Below are 15,791 nucleotides of genomic sequence, written 5' to 3' on the forward strand. Positions count from 1 at the left end.
ACAAAATGATAACCACATATCAGATAGAAGTCGTCAGGGAACTATAAGCATTATAGAAGCATGTAGTTGTAGCTTGGCCGTTCCAAACATGCTTTAAAAATAAACTTCTTTAAGAATCAATAACCATAACGCCTAACTGCTGTTACTTGGCGCTCAGGAACCACGTATCTGGCTGGTGGGTTAATTGTTCATTAAAAACGTTAGATCTTGAGATGGTTCTGGTTCCTATAGCACTTTCGGTCAACGCATTGATTTCGTAACGTATCAAATTCCAGCCTTCATTTATCTTAAGATGATAGTCATCAGTTCTTTGGTAGGTTGCCTCGGTGCCGTCTTCAAATATATTCTCTGTAGTTAAGCTGCCTTTTATGGAAAAAGCGGCTGTGGCATAGAGGTAATAATAAAGATGTCCAGTTTCTGGTACCGCATCCTTAGTGCCGATCACGTATTTTGTAAAATTCTGACTGGAAGCAGGATAGATATAGGCACTTCTATTGGAACCGCTGACTTCAAATCTGTAATACTTACCAGCAAAAGCTAGCGGCACCTCTTTTCCTGTAAATGACAATTCATCGGCGTTGGGAAAGCTTTCCAATGCGGTGGAATACTTGAGTTGATAGGTGGCAACTGGAGAAGCGTTATAGGCCTTAAAAGCCTTTTCTGTTGTTTGATCAAAGTCTGCAGGCAGCTCGATTTTAAAACTTCCATCTTTTTGTAAAACCCCTGCAAAGGAAGGCTCGACGAAATATCCCATAATGTTAATACCGCCAGTGATGGAATCGGGGTTGTGGACTTTATTTTCTAAAATAACCGCAGTCGCAGAACGGGTTGCTTCTGGAACCTCTTTTTTGTCATTAGAGGTGTGGCATCCTACTAGTGTTAGGAAGAGAAAAAATAATAGAGCGTTGTACATTATCTGGTTTTATTGGATTGGAACATGGAATCTAAAATCAAATTGATGCCTTGGAAAATAAAAACTACCGCCAAGATAGCAAAGGCTACTCCAGGCATTAAAAATATAATAGGATGCGCTGATCCAGCTCCTATATAAATAAGAATAGGTCCAGAAAAAAGAAATAAAACACTTAGTGCAAGTCTTTTAATTCCTTTTACGAGAACTTCTCTATCAGTTGATGTTTGTTTCATAATTAACAAAGTCCTTGTTGGGCAATAGCATTTCTTACACTGCCATGATCAAGCAGTAATTGTCGTGCTATCTCATAGGTTACTCCAATCTCTTCCATAATCATGCGGGTGCCGCGATCGACCAGTTTGTCATTACTTAACTGCATATCCACCATTTTATTCCCTTTTACATGACCTAATTGTATCAGAACACTGGTGCTGATCATATTGAGAATCATTTTTTGAGCGGTTCCAGCTTTCATTCTACTACTTCCGGTTATAAACTCTGGACCTACAGACACCGCAATAGGAAAGGAAGCTACTTGATCCAAAGGGCTGCCTACATTGCAAGTAATGCAGGCAGTGGTGATGCCCTGGCTATTGCACTGCTCCAGCCCGCCTATAACATAGGGAGTGGTGCCGCTTGCAGCAATACCTACCACCACATCCTTTGGATTGACATTAAAGTTGCGCAAATCTTTAAAAGCTTGTTGCGCATCGTCTTCTGCATGTTCTACTGCCTTCCTTATCGCAAGGTCTCCTCCAGCAATAAGGCCTATGATGGTATCATCGCTTACGCCAAAAGTAGGAGGGCACTCACTGGCATCTACTATTCCTAGTCGGCCACTGGTTCCCGCACCTATATAAAAAAGCCGGCCACCACTAGACATTTTTTTAACAATAACCCCTACTAAAGCTTCTATGTTAGGAATCACTTTTTCTACGGCAAGGGCCACCGTTTGGTCTTCCTTATTAATGCTTGTTAATAAAGCTCTCGTACTCATCTTTTCCAGATCATGGTAATGAGATTCTTGTTCTGTAATTTTTTGGAAGGTCATAAGAATCGTTTTACGGAGGGGCCACCTGAACTAGGAGCACCCCCTTTTTTATTTTTTATAACAACAAACAATCAGAAGCAGGCCTGTCTTAATAGGAAACCGTTTTGACAATTTCTAGTCCGTATCCTATAATTCCGATGCGTTTGCTCTGTTCAGAATTGGTCATCAACTGGATTTTGCTGATCTCCAAATCGTGAAGGATTTGAGCTCCTATCCCGTAATCTTTGTTGTCTAAATTACGTCTAGATGCTTTGAGACCCCCATTTTCTTGTAGGTATTTAAGTTCTTCTAACCTGCCCAGCATATTCTCTGGTTCAAATTGCTGATTGATAAAAACAATAGCACCTTTTCCTTCTTTGTTTAAAAGATCAAACATGGCGTCTATTTTACGGTCGGCATTGCTGGTTAGGGTAGAGAAGAGGTCGTTATTTACTTGCGTAGAATTCATACGGGTAAGTACGGGCTCATCATTTTTCCATTCTCCTAAAGTCAGGGCAACATGAATTTGATTATTGGTGGTTTGTTGATAAGCACGCAGGCGATACTCACCAAAACGCGTCTTTAACATAAAGTCTTCTTTCTTTACGATTAGACTGTCGTGTTTCATGCGATAAGCGACCAAATCTTCAATAGATACCAATTTCAGGTCGTGTTGTTTGGCAACTTCTACCAGTTCAGGCAGGCGTGCCATGGTCCCGTTTTCATTCATGATCTCTACAATAACTCCTGCAGGCTCATGACCGGCAAGTCGTGCAAAGTCAATAGCAGCCTCTGTATGACCTGTTCTTCTCAGTACCCCACCATCTTTTGCTCTTAACGGGAATACATGACCTGGTTTGCTTAAGTCGTGAGGTTGTGTGTCTTTGTTAATGATGGCTTGTATGGTTTTGGCTCTATCACTGGCACTTATTCCAGTAGTGACACCATGTCCCCTTAAATCTACCGATACCGTAAAAGCGGTTTCCATAGGATCAGAATTATTAGTGACCATCATAGGAAGCTCTAATTCTTTACACCTGGATGGTGTAAGAGGAGCACAGATCAACCCTCGTCCATGAGTAGCCATAAAATTGATCATTTCTGGAGTCACAGATCTCGCACTCGCTAGAAAGTCTCCTTCATTCTCTCGATTTTCATCATCGACTACAATGATGACTTTTCCATTTCTAATAGCTTCTATGGCGTCTTCAATTCGATCCAACTGAATCGCTTGAGAAGTTTTTTCTTCGGTAATCATAAACCTTAATCCTTTGCTGCAAAGATAAGGATTAAGCCGGTGCACTAGGAGGTTTTGGGTGTTTTTTAAAGGTGGTCAAGAGTTGGGTAAAGCTGAATTCGTTACTAAAAATTCCTTGATCTGTAGTGGCTCTATACGTGAGGTAAATGCCCATAGGAAATATAATAATCGTACTCATCCACGCTCCAATCCAGGCAGGAAAAGCACCTTCAGCTGCCGCTTTTTCTGCAAAAATACCTATAAAGTGATAGGTCAGAAAAAACAAAGTAGCCACTACGAGAGGTAATCCCATTCCGCCTTTTTTTATAATAGCTCCTAGTGGTGCGCCAATAAAAAACAAGATGACGCAGGCCACTCCTAAAACATATTTTTTATGAATTTCTATTTCGTGTTTTGACAACCGAGATTCTTCTCCTTTTATTTGTGAGACGCGATTTTGAACAGCAGCTCGCTGACTGCGCATTTTTGACATGGCCACGTCTAAGGTCCTGCGTTGGTCAAATATTTTTAAGGAAGCTAATAGGTCTTCGGGGGTTTCTTTTATGCTGTCGAGGGCTATTCTGGTATCTAAGACGTTGGGAGCCCAAGTATTATGCTGGTTGTTTCTGTAGATTTTATAATTGTTGGTCAGTGCCAATGAAAAAGTATCAATGCGATTGTAGAGTTCATTAATTTTAAGCATTCTGTGGTTATCCGTAACCGACTCTTCACTGAGATCGACTTGATTCAATTTGGACACATCGATATTTAGGGTATAACTATCAAAATAACTTTTTATAAAAGGGGAGCTAGTTGCTTTTTTGGGTTGGGTCAGGTATAAATCTTCATAGTAATTGCCTTCTTCTAAAACCAGCTGTATCACGTTAGACTTTAAAGAACTTTTTAACTCTCCTCGGTTGCTTTTTATAACCGTATAATTACCATTTTTACTAGGATTCTTTTTGTGTATGATGACATCGTTTAGGAATTCACCGTTTTCACCAGACTTTTTGGCAACCTTGATGTTGATATCTCCCAGTTGATTAAAGCTTCCCTCGCTTATGGCCATAGCCGGTTTCATCTTAGCAATATTACCACGCAAATTTCTCTGTTTTAAATAGCCCCAAGGAATAACAGAATTAGCAAAAAGAAATGAAGTAATCCCTATTCCTAGAATAATAATAGTTAGTGATCTCATAGCTCTTTGCAGAGAAATACCATTAGACTTCATCGCCGCAAACTCATAGTTCTCTGCCATATTCCCAAACACCAAAATAGCCGCTAGTAAAACACTTAAAGGCAAGGCGATAGGCACGGCTACTGGAGTCGAATAGTAAAGAAACTTTACAATCGTTGCCACGTCGAGGTCCTTTCCTGCGAGCTCTTTTATGTATAACCATATGGCTTGAAGAATAAGAATAAACATTAACACCACAAAGACGCTTACAAAGGTCTTGAGGTACTGAGTTACTATGTAACGATCTAATATCTTCAAATGATATCGAATATAGGTGAATGTAATTTTGGATGAAACAACATCAATTCATTTCTTGAATGACCCAATTGGGATATTGAGCGGCGTCAAATGTAAACGAGCTCTTAGGTAAAGGCTGGTTGGTTTTTAAAGATTTTAAAGTAAATGTAGCTACAGTTCCAGAGTTTTCTGTAATGATCGCTTTTTTGATGTGCTTAGTATTGACATCTATACCTAATAAAACACTCTTGTACTCCGAGCTAGATTTTATAGGGATTAATTTTATAAATTGTATTTTTCTACCGCCTTCATTTTGAATAATATCCCACTTTTTGGCATATCCTTTTTCATAAAAAGTAAGAATGTTAGAAGGAGTGATCAGTTGATTATCATCGGCACTCACTTTTGAAATGCTTACCTCCTGATCTTCAGAGTTAACTGCATATTGCTTTTTACCGTCAAATATGTAGGTAGTTCCTAAAAAGTTGACTTGGTATTTTTGACCTGCCATTAGGGCATCACCTTGCACGTCCATATCGGTGCCGGATTTTGGATTTCTAAAATTTCCTTTATAAGTGAAGGATAGGTTGTTATAGGATTTGATTTTTTGTGCGACTTCATCCAGCAATTGATTTGCTTGAGGGTCTTGTGCTGTTGCTGCTTTCGCGAAAGCGAAGAGCATAAAAACCGAGAATAGGTAATTTTTCATGGTGGGACTTTAATTGTTGCTTTCTTCTTTTAAAAATACTTCTAGAGAGGCAAGATCTGGAATTAAAACATTTCTGGCTTTACTTCCTTCAAAACCACCTACAATACCTGCTGCTTCTAGTTGATCTATAATTCTACCAGCGCGATTGTAACCCAATTTTAATTTGCGCTGCAACAACGAGGCACTCCCTTGCTGGGCAACTACGATCACTTCTGCAGCTTCTTGGAATTTAGGGTCTCTCTCTTCTATATTATTATCAATACTTATGCCACCTTCTTCCCCTATATACTCCGGAAGTACATGTGCTTCAGGATAGGCTTTTTGACCGCCTATAAAGTCGGTTATTTTCTCTACTTCTGGAGTGTCCACAAAAGCGCATTGAATTCGTATCAATTCATTTCCAGCGGTATACAACATGTCTCCACGACCTATTAATTGGTCGGCACCACCGCTGTCCAAAATGGTACGAGAATCTACCTTCTGCATGACTCTAAAGGAAATTCGCGCAGGAAAGTTGGCCTTGATCATGCCCGTAATCACATTAACCGATGGTCGTTGTGTCGCAATGATCAAATGAATCCCTATCGCACGAGCGAGTTGAGCCAGTCGAGCAATAGGAGTTTCTACCTCTTTACCCGCGGTCATGATCAAGTCGGCAAACTCATCTACAACCAGTACGATGTACGGCAAGTACTTATGACCATTTGCAGGATTAAGTTGACGCGCTTTAAATTTAGTATTGTATTCTTTGATGTTGCGGCACATGGCATCTTTTAGAATATCATAACGCTGATCCATCTCAATACATAAACTATTCAAGGTATTGATCACCTTAGAATTGTCCGTGATAATGGCATCTTCACTGTCCGGTAATTTGGCCAGGTAATGTCGTTCTATTTTATTGAACAAGGTCAATTCTACTTTTTTAGGATCGACCAGTACAAACTTAACTTCGGCGGGATGTTTAGAATAGAGCAGGGAAGTAAGAATCGCATTGAGACCCACCGACTTTCCTTGTCCTGTAGCTCCAGCCATAAGCAGGTGCGGCATTTTAGCCAGATCTACCACAAAGGTTTCATTAGAAATGGTCTTTCCAAAAGCTATAGGCAATTCCATTTCGGCATTTTGAAACTTTGGCGATGCAATTACAGATCTCATGGATACTATAGAAGGATCCCTATTAGGCACCTCAATACCTATGGTTCCTTTTCCTGGTATAGGGGCGATGATCCGTATTCCTAGCGCTGCCAGAGATAAAGCAATATCATCTTCTAAACTTTTAATTTTTGAAATCCGTATTCCCGCTTCAGGAACAATTTCATAAAGGGTGACGGTGGGACCAACGGTAGCGCTAATCTTGGCAATACCAATTTTATAATTCTTGAGGGTTTCTACAATACGGTCTTTATTGACTTGCAGCTCTTCTTCATTAATGGTAATGGTCTTTCCTTTGGTATAATCTTTTAACAGATCAATTGGCGGAAATTGAAAGTTGCTCAATTCTAAGGTAGGATCAAATTCGCCAAAATCTTCTACTAGTTTTGAAGCTTTACTGTCAATCAGCTCTTCTTCATCGATGAGCTGTTCGATTTCCATACCTATATCGTTCTCATCTTTTGGAGCAACGGTTTTTTTAAAAAAAGGCTCTGATGCAACCTCTTCCTCTGGAACAGAGAGTTCCATGGCACCCTCAGAAAGGTCTATAGAAGATTCAGGGAATTCTTCAGTGTTGGCAGCATCTTCATAATTACCTTCTAGAGTTGCTTTTTTCCAATCACTTTCTTCGTCTGTACGTTCTACAGCTTCAAAACCTTCTTTAATTTCAGTTGCTTTTTTAGAAAAATAAGCACTGATGCGTTCTGGAGTTAATTTTAAACGCAATACCAAATAAACAATAGCAATAAACGCCATGACCAGTACGGCACCAAGCAATCCTAAATAATCTTGCAGAAAGTCATTGAGTTCATAGCCTACTTTACCGCCCAATAAGGCATTGGATTTATGAAAAAAGCCGAGGAAGATAGAAGTCCATACGAGCAATAAAAGACCCCAAAACCATAGATTAGATATCCGCTTTCGCGAAAGCGAGAACGCATTATCGCCACTGGCAAATAAAAATATTCCTGAAATAATTGTGAGTACCGCAATAGAAAAGGCTGGGATTCCAAAACCTTTATAAATAAAAACATGTCCTAGCCAGGCACCTAGCTGGCTGATCCAGTTCTTAGTTGGTGTGGTGCGCGCTCCTAATTCTTGTAACACACTTTGATCTTGCGTCCCAGTGAATAAATAAGAGATAAAAGAAAAAAGCAATAGCAAACCTATTACTACTAGCGCACTTCCTATGATTACTTCTTGTAATCTATTAAGCTTTAAACTAGGCAGCTGTAATGGCTTTTTAGGTGTTGCAGTAGTTTTCTTGGATGTAGTTTTTTTACTCGTCATGTGTTATAGTGAAGGGACAAAAATAAGAATATTGCGCGTTAATGAAGTTAGTAGTTGTTAGTTATTAGTTAACAGCGCTATTATTGGTTTCAATAAAGAGTGTTTATGGAAAAAGCAGCATCATGTGAAGTATCGATTTTAGGTATGAGGCATTAGGTTTTCCCATTAAAAAAAAGCCGACTTCAGTCGGCGCCAACAAAAAGAACACCGCAGGTGACAAAACAATTCATAGGGGCGGAATTCATTCCGCCCTTTTTCAGTCGGCGCCAACAAAAAGAACACCGCAGGTGACAAAACAATTCATAGGGGCGGAATTCATTCCGCTCTTCTAAAAGGGTTTGGCAGTTGATTTAAATCTCAAAAAAAAGTTTCTGCACCCTTTAGGGTTGGGGAACGGAAACTTTTGAACTCGAACTCAAAATCGAACTCGAACTCGAAATTCTGAATTCCCGAACTAGAGTTTCCAAACCCACAATTCATAGGGGCGGAATTCATTCCGCCCTTCTTCGTCCGCAACAAAGAACACCGCAGGTGACACCATTCATAGGGGCGGAATTCATTCCGCTCTTCTAAAGGTTTGGCGGTTATTTGAATCTCAAAAAAGTTTCTGCACCCTTTAGGGTTGGGGGCTTTGATGAACTCAAACTCGAACTCGAAATTTGAATTCGAACTCGATACGGAATCTGCTGGGCTCTATATCACTGCTATTAAGACGTTTCACCGCTCCAACTGGCATTCTAGTTCCAAACCCACAACATAGGGAACATCGCTCTTCTAAAAGGTTTGCGGTTGATTTAAATCTCAAAAAGTTTCTGCACCCTTTAGGGTTGGGGAACGGAAACTTTTGAACTCGAACTCGAAATCGAACTCGAAATTCTGAATTCCCGAACTCGATAGGGAATCTGCTGGGCTCTATATCACTGCTATTAAGACGTTTTCGACTCTCGCTCCAACTGGCATTCTAGAGTTTCCAAACCCACAATTCATAGGGGCGGAATTCATTCCGTCCTTTTTCAGTCGGCGCCAACAAAAAGAACACCGCAGGTGACACCACAATTCATAGGGGCGGAATTCATTCAGCTCTTCTAAAAGGGTTTGGCGGTTGATTTAAATCTCAAAAAAAAGTTTCTGCACCCTTTAGGGTTGGGGAACGGAAACTTTTGAACTCGAACTCGAAATCGAACTCGAAATTCTGAATTCCCGAACTAGAGTTTCCAAACCCACAATTCATAGGGGCGGAATTCATTCCGCTCTTTTTCTAAAGAATCAGAGGCATCGGTAACCGCGGATTCTTACAACAAGGGTTTACTAGAACTTTTTCACGAGTGGCAATTAGAAGATAAAAAAACGAGAAGAAATGAACTGGTGGCTGTTTCAATTATGGCTTCATGATTAATCAACTAAAAAAAGCAGGATTCCAACTCCTTCCCTCAGGGAAGGTTGGGATGGGATTTTGAATATCTAACACCGACTAAAGAATACTGAATATGGAAATCGAACTTTATTATTTGTTTTAAAAAAGCTCCTTCCCTCAGGGAAGGTTGGGATGGGATTTTGAATATCTAACACCGACTAAAGAATACTGAATATGGAAATCGAACTTTATTATTTGTTTTAAAAAAGCTCCTTCCCTCAGGGAAGGTTGGGATGGGATTTAAGTTAAAAAACACCTCATTAAGAAAATAATTCGATATAAAGTAGGATTTTTCTTAGTTTCTTAGTTTCTTAGTGCTCTACATGAATCATTTAAAACAGGTTAATTATGAGAAAATTAGTTGTTGCAGCACTTGCTGGAGTATTTATGTGGAGTTCATCATTTGATATCATTGATGATCAACAATTGGTGGTTGAAGAGGATTTCTTTTGCCAGTCTAGCTGTTCATTTGTTGGTTCTGTGAATGGTCAACCAGTATTATTCGAATTTTATTCAAGCTCAGCGGGTAGTTGTTCAACAATGACTAACGGCTATGGCACCTACGATTCAAATGATTGTCAAAGTGGTGCTGGAATGTTAAATTCTACTACTGTGGAAGAATTGAAAGCTGCTGAAAAAGGATGTTAAATAGGATATTCTTTCTCTTTTTCTACACTTTAATTAGTTGGAATGTTTATTCTCAAAATGATAAAGTTTTATCAATTAATTATGAGGTGAAGTTCAATCATCCGATGATAATTAATTCGGTTGTAAGTAAATTTGATTTATTCGTTGATGATAAAACCTATAAATATGAATTTAAAGAACAAATCAATTCCAATTCTACATATCAAATAAGTGATGATAATTATTACAAAAATTATTACTCTTATCATATTGGTAAAATAGATTCTTATTTGGATTATCATTTAACGAATGATGGTGAGGCTGATAATACTTATGGCTATAACGTGGTAGATTCACTTCCTAAGCTTAAATGGCATATCACAAAAGAAAAAAGTACAATAGGTAAGTATACTTGTTCTAAAGCCACTACAAATTATAGGGGAAGAAATATAATAGCCTATTTTACAACCTCCATACCTTGTAATATTGGGCCTAACAATTTGAACGGACTTCCAGGAGCAATACTATATGCTAAAAGTCATGATGACGTTTTCATTTTTGAAGCAAAAAAAATAGAGTATACAGAGAGACCTGATTCTTTTATAAAATTTGACAGTTTCGATTTTGCAGATACAATTAGCTTAAAGTCATTTCTTGAAATTAAAGATGCTAAAATGGGAAAGAAACTAAGAGAGATGAAAGCAAAATTTATGAATAGAATACGAGAAGTAGATTCTGAAGCAGCTGCATCCACAGCAAAAGTGTCCCGAGTTATAACTACTCTAGAATTGTTTTATGAATGGCAGTTAGTTGATGAAGAAAAAAAATAAGTTCAAATATTTATTTAACTCAAAGAAAAAGACCCTAAGTGGTCTTTTTCTATTTTTACTATGCTTTATAAGCAATGCACAAATCTCTGGTACTGCGGTAAATGAATTAAAAGAACCAGTGGCTTTTGCAACGGTGATTCTTAAAACCGCACAAGACAGTAGTATTGTGGCTTTTACACAAACAGATCAACTGGGTTTTTATAACATCCAACCAGAAGATACTGGCGCACACTTTCTTACTATCTCTTCTTTATCCTATAAAGCTGCGCCAGTTACTATCAATATTATAGATGTTAAGGAAGAGATCACCATTAACGTAACCATGCAAGAGCAACAACTAGAGCTCAATGAAATTATCATTAATGCAGACTTGCCTATACGTATTAAGAAAGACACCATTATTATAGATGCCAAAGCCTTTATACAAGGCAATGAAGAAGTGGTAGAAGATTTACTTAAAAAAATCCCTGGTCTCATTGTAGAAGCAGATGGCACGATTAAAATAGGTAATCAAGAGGTAGAAAAAGTCATGGTACAAGGCGATGACTTTTTTGAAAAAGGCTATAAAATCCTCACTAAAAATATGCCTGTAAAGCCCCTCAACAAAATTGAGATCCTTCAACACTATTCAAATAATAAACTTCTAAAAGGAGTAGAAGAAAGTGATAAAGTCGCTTTGAATCTTACTCTAGATGAAGATGCCAAACGCCAGTGGTTTGGTAATGTAGAAATAGGTCAAGATCTAGAAGGTGATTCTTTTTATCAAGCACGGTTTAATTTAATGAGCTTTGGTAAAAAGAATAAATTCTATTTTTTAGGAAATGCCAACTCTACTGGTCAAGAAGCCACAGGAGATGTGAGTACTCTTATCAATCCTATTCGCTATGAAGAACCTGGTCGTGTAGGAGATGGCGAGCAAGTTAGCAATTTATTGAGTCTAGAAGCTGGATTGTATAACTTTAAAGCCAGTCGTTCAAATTTTAATAACGCAGAGTTGCTTTCGCTCAACGCTATTTTTAACCCAAGCGAAAAACTAAAACTAAAAACCATAGGCTTTTTTAATTGGGACGAGAAGGACTTTTTTAGAAACAGCACCAATAGCTTTTTTGCAAACGATACTGATTTCACTACTACCGAAGATTATGTATTGCGCAACAAGTACCAGACCAGTTTTGGTAAATTCCAGCTCAATTATGATATTTCTAAAACCGCAAGTATAGAGTCCATAACTTCCTACAGCGATAGAGGCAACGATGCAGGTAGTAATTTAGTATTCAATGGTGTTTCTACACTAGAATCGCTTACCGCAGCAAACCAGCGACTGGATCATATTACCACTTATACGAATAGACTTGATGACGCGCGTGTGATACTCATTACCGGTAGATTTATTGATGAAAAAGCACCACAGCGATATGATGTGAATCAGTATTTCTTTCAGGATTTGTTCAATACGACACCACAACCAGAATCTGTTTTTCAAGATCTAGAAAATGGCATGACCTACGCCGGTTTTAACGCTCATTATTTGGATCGCAAAGAAAACGGTCACTTGCTAGAAGTACAAGTAGGGAATGAATATCGAGAAGATCGGTTAGAAAATAAGTTAGGCTTTCGCGAAAGCGGAAACACCATCAATCCCACGCCAGGTTATGAAAATGATACCAGATACCGTGTCAATGACCTGTACTTGAAAGGGAAATACCTTTACAAATGGAGCGATGTAAAACTAACAGGATCGCTAGACGCACACCAATTATTTAATAGTCTGGAACAATCAGGAACTAGCTCAAGTGAGCAACCGTTTTTCATTAATCCAAGACTCGATGCCAGTTATAAGATCAATAAAAAAAATAGAATAAGCATAGGAGGCGCACACAATACAACAAACGCTGGTATTCTTGATGTGTATGATCAATTTGTGTTGACCAGTTTTAGATCTTTTAATAAAGGAACGGGCAGTTTTAACCAAGTAGAGGCGAGCAGTCTTAATTTTAATTATCAGCTAGGTAACTGGAGCGATCAGTTTTTTGCCAATTTTATAGCCAGTTATACCCAAGATCACGATTTTTTCTCTACAAATTCTGTTTTACAACCTAATTACTCGCAAACGTCTAAGATTCTCATCGAAGACAGAGAGTCTATAATGCTCAATGCCAACATGGATTATTACTTGGGTAACATCAGTTCTAACTTTAAATGGAAAGGCGGCTACTCGCAACGTAATTTTAAAAACATCATTAATAATTCTAACTTAAGAGAAGTAGAAAGTGCCAACTATAATTTAGGTCTAGAAATGCGATCTGCCTTTGACGGTATTTTTAATTACCACATAGGTACTACTTGGACATGGAATGAAATAGAGTCGGCTGGTATTAAAAACTCTTTTGTAGATAACAACTCGTTTCTGGATTTAAACTTTGTTTTTAATGAGCAGTTTGATGTTCAGGTCAAATCAGAGCGGTACTTCTTTGGTAATATTAACGAAGGCGATAACACCTATTATTTCCTCGATATGAATGCTCGATATAATATAAAAGACAGTCCGTTTTCGTTCTCCTTTATGGCAAGGAACCTTACCAATACAGAGCAATTTAGAACCAGTTCCATAAATGATGTTTCTTCCTCTACGGTTTCTTATCGATTGTTACCTCGATACTTATTGCTTAAGGTGAAGTATCGATTTTAGGTATGAGGCATTGGGTTTTCCCATTAAAAAAAGCCGACTTCAGTCGGCGCCAACAAAAAGAACACCGCAGGTGACGTCATAATTCATAGGGGCGGAATTCATTCCGCCCTTTTTCAGTCGGCGCCAACAAAAAGAACACCGCAGGTGACAAAACAATTCATAGGGGCGGAGTTCATTCCGCCCTTCCAAAAGGGTTTGGCGGTTGATTTAAATCTCAAAAAAAAGTTTCTGCACCCTTTAGGGTTGGGGAACGGAAACTTTTGAACTCGAACTCGAACTCGAAATTCTGAATTCCCGAACTAGAGTTTCCAAACCCACAATTCATAGGGGCGGAATTCATTCCGCTCTTCTTCAGTCGGCGCCAACAAAAAGAACACCGCAGGTGACAAAACAATTCATAGGGGCGGAATTCATTCCGCTCTTCTAAAAGGGTTTGGCAGTTGATTTAAATCTCAAAAAAAAGTTTCTGCACCCTTTAGGGTTGGGGAACGGAAACTTTTGAACTCGAACTCGAAATCGAAATTCTGAATTCCCGAACTCGATACGGAATCTGCTGGGCTCTATATCACTGCTATTAAGACGTTTTCGACTCTCGCTCCAACTGGCATTCTAGAGTTTCCAAACCCACAATTCATAGGGGCGGAATTCATTCCGCTCTTCTTTTTAAAAGGGATAACAGAGCTTGTGCCTAAGAATATCGGTACTGGCTGCGATCTTAGCTATGCCAAGAGAGCAACCAAAAGGGTTTGGCGGTTGATTTAAATCTCAAAAAAAAGTTTCTGCACCCTTTAGGGTTGGGGAACGGAAACTTTTGAACTCGAACTCGAAATTCTGAATTCCCGAACTCGATACGGAATCTGCTGGGCTCTATATCACTGCTATTAAGACGTTTTCGACTCTCGCTCCAACTGGCATTCTAGAGTTTCCAAACCCACAATTCATAGGGGCGGAATTCATTCCGCCCTTCTTCTATTCAAAAAGCACCTGTATATAGGGGACATAGATAATCAATCCCACAATACAGGAAGCAATGGCGGTAATGACCACTGCACCAGCAGCAATGTCTTTTATATGACCTATCTTCTTATGAAAATCTGGATGTATAAAATCGGCAATAGCTTCTGCGGTAGTATTCATTCCTTCCATCCCCATAACAAGGCCTATGCAAAAGGTTTGTGCGATCCACTCCGTGGCGGTTATACCAAAGTAACAACCCGCAATAGTCATAAAAAGAGCTATTGCAGCTTGTACCTGTAAACTGGCTTCAGTGCGCAACAGTAAGAAAACACCTTTGAAGGCATACCTTACTGCCTTTAGCCTGCCGATTATGAATTTAATGAAACTCAATTACAAAAGAGTTTTAAGAGCTTCTAAATAATTAGGTTCGTCTGCTATTTCTCCAACTTGCTCGTTGTAAATTACGTTTCCTTCTTCATCAAGAACTAGTACTGCTCTAGAATGAAAACCAGCAAGAGGACCAGAGGTCATCGTCAAACCGTAATCCGTTCCAAAAGAACCATTAATAATATCACTTAGATGTTCAACATGTTCTAATTCTTCATCGCTTGCAAAACGCTTTTGGGCAAAAGGGGTATCTCTTGAGATACACAACACTGCAGTATTATCAAGTTGAGTGGCTCTTGTATTAAAGTTCTTTACTGATGTCGCACAAACGTCTGTGTCTATACTAGGAAAGATGTTCATAATAACGCGTTTTCCTTTGTAGTCCTTTAATGAAGCTTCAGAAAGATCTGTTTTTTTGAGTTGGAAGTCCGGAGCCTGAGTTCCTACTTCCGGAAGAGTACCGTTAGTGGTTATTTCATTTCCTCCTATAGTGATGGTTGACATGGTGTTGGTTTTAAAATGAAACATCAAAGTTACAATTAACCTCAAGATGCTTTTTTAATGTCTTGTTAATTATTTAGCCAGCTCCATCCATGACCGGATAGCGGCTACCTCTTCAGTTAAAAGTGGAGGGAACACCTTCCTATTAGATGGCTTGTACACTGTATATTGGGCCACTGCTTGCGCATCTCCAGATTGGATCATCGCTGTACTCTTATAGATCCAAGTATAGATCCATTCCATTTCTCTACGCTGGGTGAGGTCCTACTACTTTTTTATGTTATTGATGACAAGAAGCGCAATTGGCATTAAAAATGGACTTTTCTAATTCTTGTTGTTCTGTTATGGTTACTGTTGGTGGGAGGTCAATTGTTTCAAAAGGAGCTTGAATCGCATATTGTTGCTGCTTGTGTGCGACTAAAAATGCTGCGCAAAAATGACTGCAATCATTGCGAGAATACGTCCTGAAAGGACTGCTAGAGAAGCAGAAAGTTGGTTAAAGGTACGTATGGATTTGATAAGTTGTACCTGTGCCAAGCTCGCTTTCGCGAAAGCAAACCAACCTCAATACCGTTAAT

General features: G+C 38.9%; 14 protein-coding genes. 4 read left to right on the forward strand and 10 right to left on the reverse strand.

Features of this window, described 5'->3' with window-relative positions:
• Positions 1–142 precede the first annotated feature (142 nt).
• The 7 genes from KG732_RS08190 to KG732_RS08220 form a co-directional block, all read right to left on the reverse strand.
• Positions 143–913: a hypothetical protein gene (locus KG732_RS08190; protein ID WP_213522343.1), complete on the reverse strand. Its 771-nt coding sequence runs from the start codon at positions 911–913 to the stop codon at positions 143–145.
• The gene (locus KG732_RS08195) at positions 913–1,146 is read right to left on the reverse strand and encodes a DUF6095 family protein (protein ID WP_213522345.1); all 234 of its coding nucleotides are present in this window, start codon (positions 1,144–1,146) and stop codon (positions 913–915) included. Before KG732_RS08195 ends, KG732_RS08190 begins: the two co-directional genes overlap by 1 nt.
• A 2-nt stretch (positions 1,147–1,148) precedes the next feature.
• Complete coding sequence (gene murQ / locus KG732_RS08200) at positions 1,149–1,964, reverse strand: N-acetylmuramic acid 6-phosphate etherase (protein WP_213522347.1); 816 nt, start codon at positions 1,962–1,964, stop codon at positions 1,149–1,151.
• Between the two features lie 88 nt (positions 1,965–2,052).
• The gene (gene ribB / locus KG732_RS08205; protein WP_213522349.1) at positions 2,053–3,201 is read right to left on the reverse strand and encodes a 3,4-dihydroxy-2-butanone-4-phosphate synthase; all 1,149 of its coding nucleotides are present in this window, start codon (positions 3,199–3,201) and stop codon (positions 2,053–2,055) included.
• Positions 3,202–3,232: 31 nt separating this feature from the next.
• Positions 3,233–4,675, reverse strand: coding sequence for an LptF/LptG family permease (locus KG732_RS08210; protein WP_213522351.1), 1,443 nt, complete (start codon positions 4,673–4,675; stop codon positions 3,233–3,235).
• 43 nt (positions 4,676–4,718) lie between these two features.
• Positions 4,719–5,363 (reverse strand): outer membrane lipoprotein carrier protein LolA, encoded by a 645-nt coding sequence (locus KG732_RS08215; protein ID WP_213522353.1) that lies wholly within the window; start codon positions 5,361–5,363, stop codon positions 4,719–4,721.
• 9 nt (positions 5,364–5,372) lie between these two features.
• Positions 5,373–7,808 carry a DNA translocase FtsK gene (locus tag KG732_RS08220; RefSeq protein WP_213522355.1) on the reverse strand — a complete coding sequence of 812 codons (2,436 nt, stop codon included), beginning with the start codon at positions 7,806–7,808 and terminating at the stop codon, positions 5,373–5,375.
• A 1,762-nt stretch (positions 7,809–9,570) separates the two neighbouring features.
• On the opposite strand from KG732_RS08220, the gene KG732_RS08225 reads away from it, so the two are divergent.
• The 3 genes from KG732_RS08225 to KG732_RS08235 are packed head-to-tail and all read left to right on the forward strand — an operon-like array spanning position 9,571 to position 13,368.
• Complete coding sequence (locus KG732_RS08225; protein ID WP_213522357.1) at positions 9,571–9,870, forward strand: hypothetical protein; 300 nt, start codon at positions 9,571–9,573, stop codon at positions 9,868–9,870.
• Positions 9,864–10,679 (forward strand): GLPGLI family protein, encoded by an 816-nt coding sequence (locus KG732_RS08230; RefSeq protein WP_213522359.1) that lies wholly within the window; start codon positions 9,864–9,866, stop codon positions 10,677–10,679. Before KG732_RS08225 ends, KG732_RS08230 begins: the two co-directional genes overlap by 7 nt.
• Positions 10,663–13,368: a carboxypeptidase-like regulatory domain-containing protein gene (locus KG732_RS08235; RefSeq protein ID WP_213522361.1), complete on the forward strand. Its 2,706-nt coding sequence runs from the start codon at positions 10,663–10,665 to the stop codon at positions 13,366–13,368. Before KG732_RS08230 ends, KG732_RS08235 begins: the two co-directional genes overlap by 17 nt.
• A gap of 969 nt (positions 13,369–14,337) precedes the next feature.
• Here the strand turns inward: KG732_RS08235 and KG732_RS08240 are convergent.
• The 3 genes from KG732_RS08240 to KG732_RS08250 form a co-directional block, all read right to left on the reverse strand.
• The gene (locus KG732_RS08240) at positions 14,338–14,715 is read right to left on the reverse strand and encodes a diacylglycerol kinase family protein (protein WP_213522363.1); all 378 of its coding nucleotides are present in this window, start codon (positions 14,713–14,715) and stop codon (positions 14,338–14,340) included.
• The gene (gene tpx, locus KG732_RS08245) at positions 14,716–15,216 is read right to left on the reverse strand and encodes a thiol peroxidase (protein WP_213522365.1); all 501 of its coding nucleotides are present in this window, start codon (positions 15,214–15,216) and stop codon (positions 14,716–14,718) included.
• A 69-nt stretch (positions 15,217–15,285) separates the two neighbouring features.
• Positions 15,286–15,456 (reverse strand): hypothetical protein, encoded by a 171-nt coding sequence (locus KG732_RS08250; RefSeq protein WP_213522367.1) that lies wholly within the window; start codon positions 15,454–15,456, stop codon positions 15,286–15,288.
• A gap of 193 nt (positions 15,457–15,649) precedes the next feature.
• Here KG732_RS08250 and KG732_RS08255 point away from each other — a divergent pair, with 193 nt between their 5' ends.
• Positions 15,650–15,790, forward strand: coding sequence for a hypothetical protein (locus KG732_RS08255; protein WP_213522369.1), 141 nt, complete (start codon positions 15,650–15,652; stop codon positions 15,788–15,790).
• Position 15,791 lies beyond the last annotated feature (1 nt).

This window comes from Nonlabens sp. (genome assembly GCF_018401815.1).
GTDB lineage: Bacteria > Bacteroidota > Bacteroidia > Flavobacteriales > Flavobacteriaceae > Nonlabens.

Bases quoted from the DNA above. Each gene is read 5' to 3' on its own strand.
- KG732_RS08220 (WP_213522355.1), bottom strand. From the start codon at position 7,808: ATGACGAGTAAAAAAACTACATCCAAGAAAACTACTGCAACACCTAAA.
- KG732_RS08190 (WP_213522343.1), bottom strand. From the start codon at position 913: ATGTACAACGCTCTATTATTTTTTCTCTTCCTAACACTAGTAGGATGC.
- murQ (WP_213522347.1), bottom strand. From the start codon at position 1,964: ATGACCTTCCAAAAAATTACAGAACAAGAATCTCATTACCATGATCTG.
- KG732_RS08235 (WP_213522361.1), top strand. From the start codon at position 10,663: ATGAAGAAAAAAAATAAGTTCAAATATTTATTTAACTCAAAGAAAAAG.
- KG732_RS08225 (WP_213522357.1), top strand. From the start codon at position 9,571: ATGAGAAAATTAGTTGTTGCAGCACTTGCTGGAGTATTTATGTGGAGT.
- KG732_RS08250 (WP_213522367.1), bottom strand. From the start codon at position 15,456: ATGGAATGGATCTATACTTGGATCTATAAGAGTACAGCGATGATCCAA.
- KG732_RS08255 (WP_213522369.1), top strand. From the start codon at position 15,650: ATGACTGCAATCATTGCGAGAATACGTCCTGAAAGGACTGCTAGAGAA.
- tpx (WP_213522365.1), bottom strand. From the start codon at position 15,216: ATGTCAACCATCACTATAGGAGGAAATGAAATAACCACTAACGGTACT.
- KG732_RS08195 (WP_213522345.1), bottom strand. From the start codon at position 1,146: ATGAAACAAACATCAACTGATAGAGAAGTTCTCGTAAAAGGAATTAAA.
- ribB (WP_213522349.1), bottom strand. From the start codon at position 3,201: ATGATTACCGAAGAAAAAACTTCTCAAGCGATTCAGTTGGATCGAATT.
- KG732_RS08215 (WP_213522353.1), bottom strand. From the start codon at position 5,363: ATGAAAAATTACCTATTCTCGGTTTTTATGCTCTTCGCTTTCGCGAAA.
- KG732_RS08230 (WP_213522359.1), top strand. From the start codon at position 9,864: ATGTTAAATAGGATATTCTTTCTCTTTTTCTACACTTTAATTAGTTGG.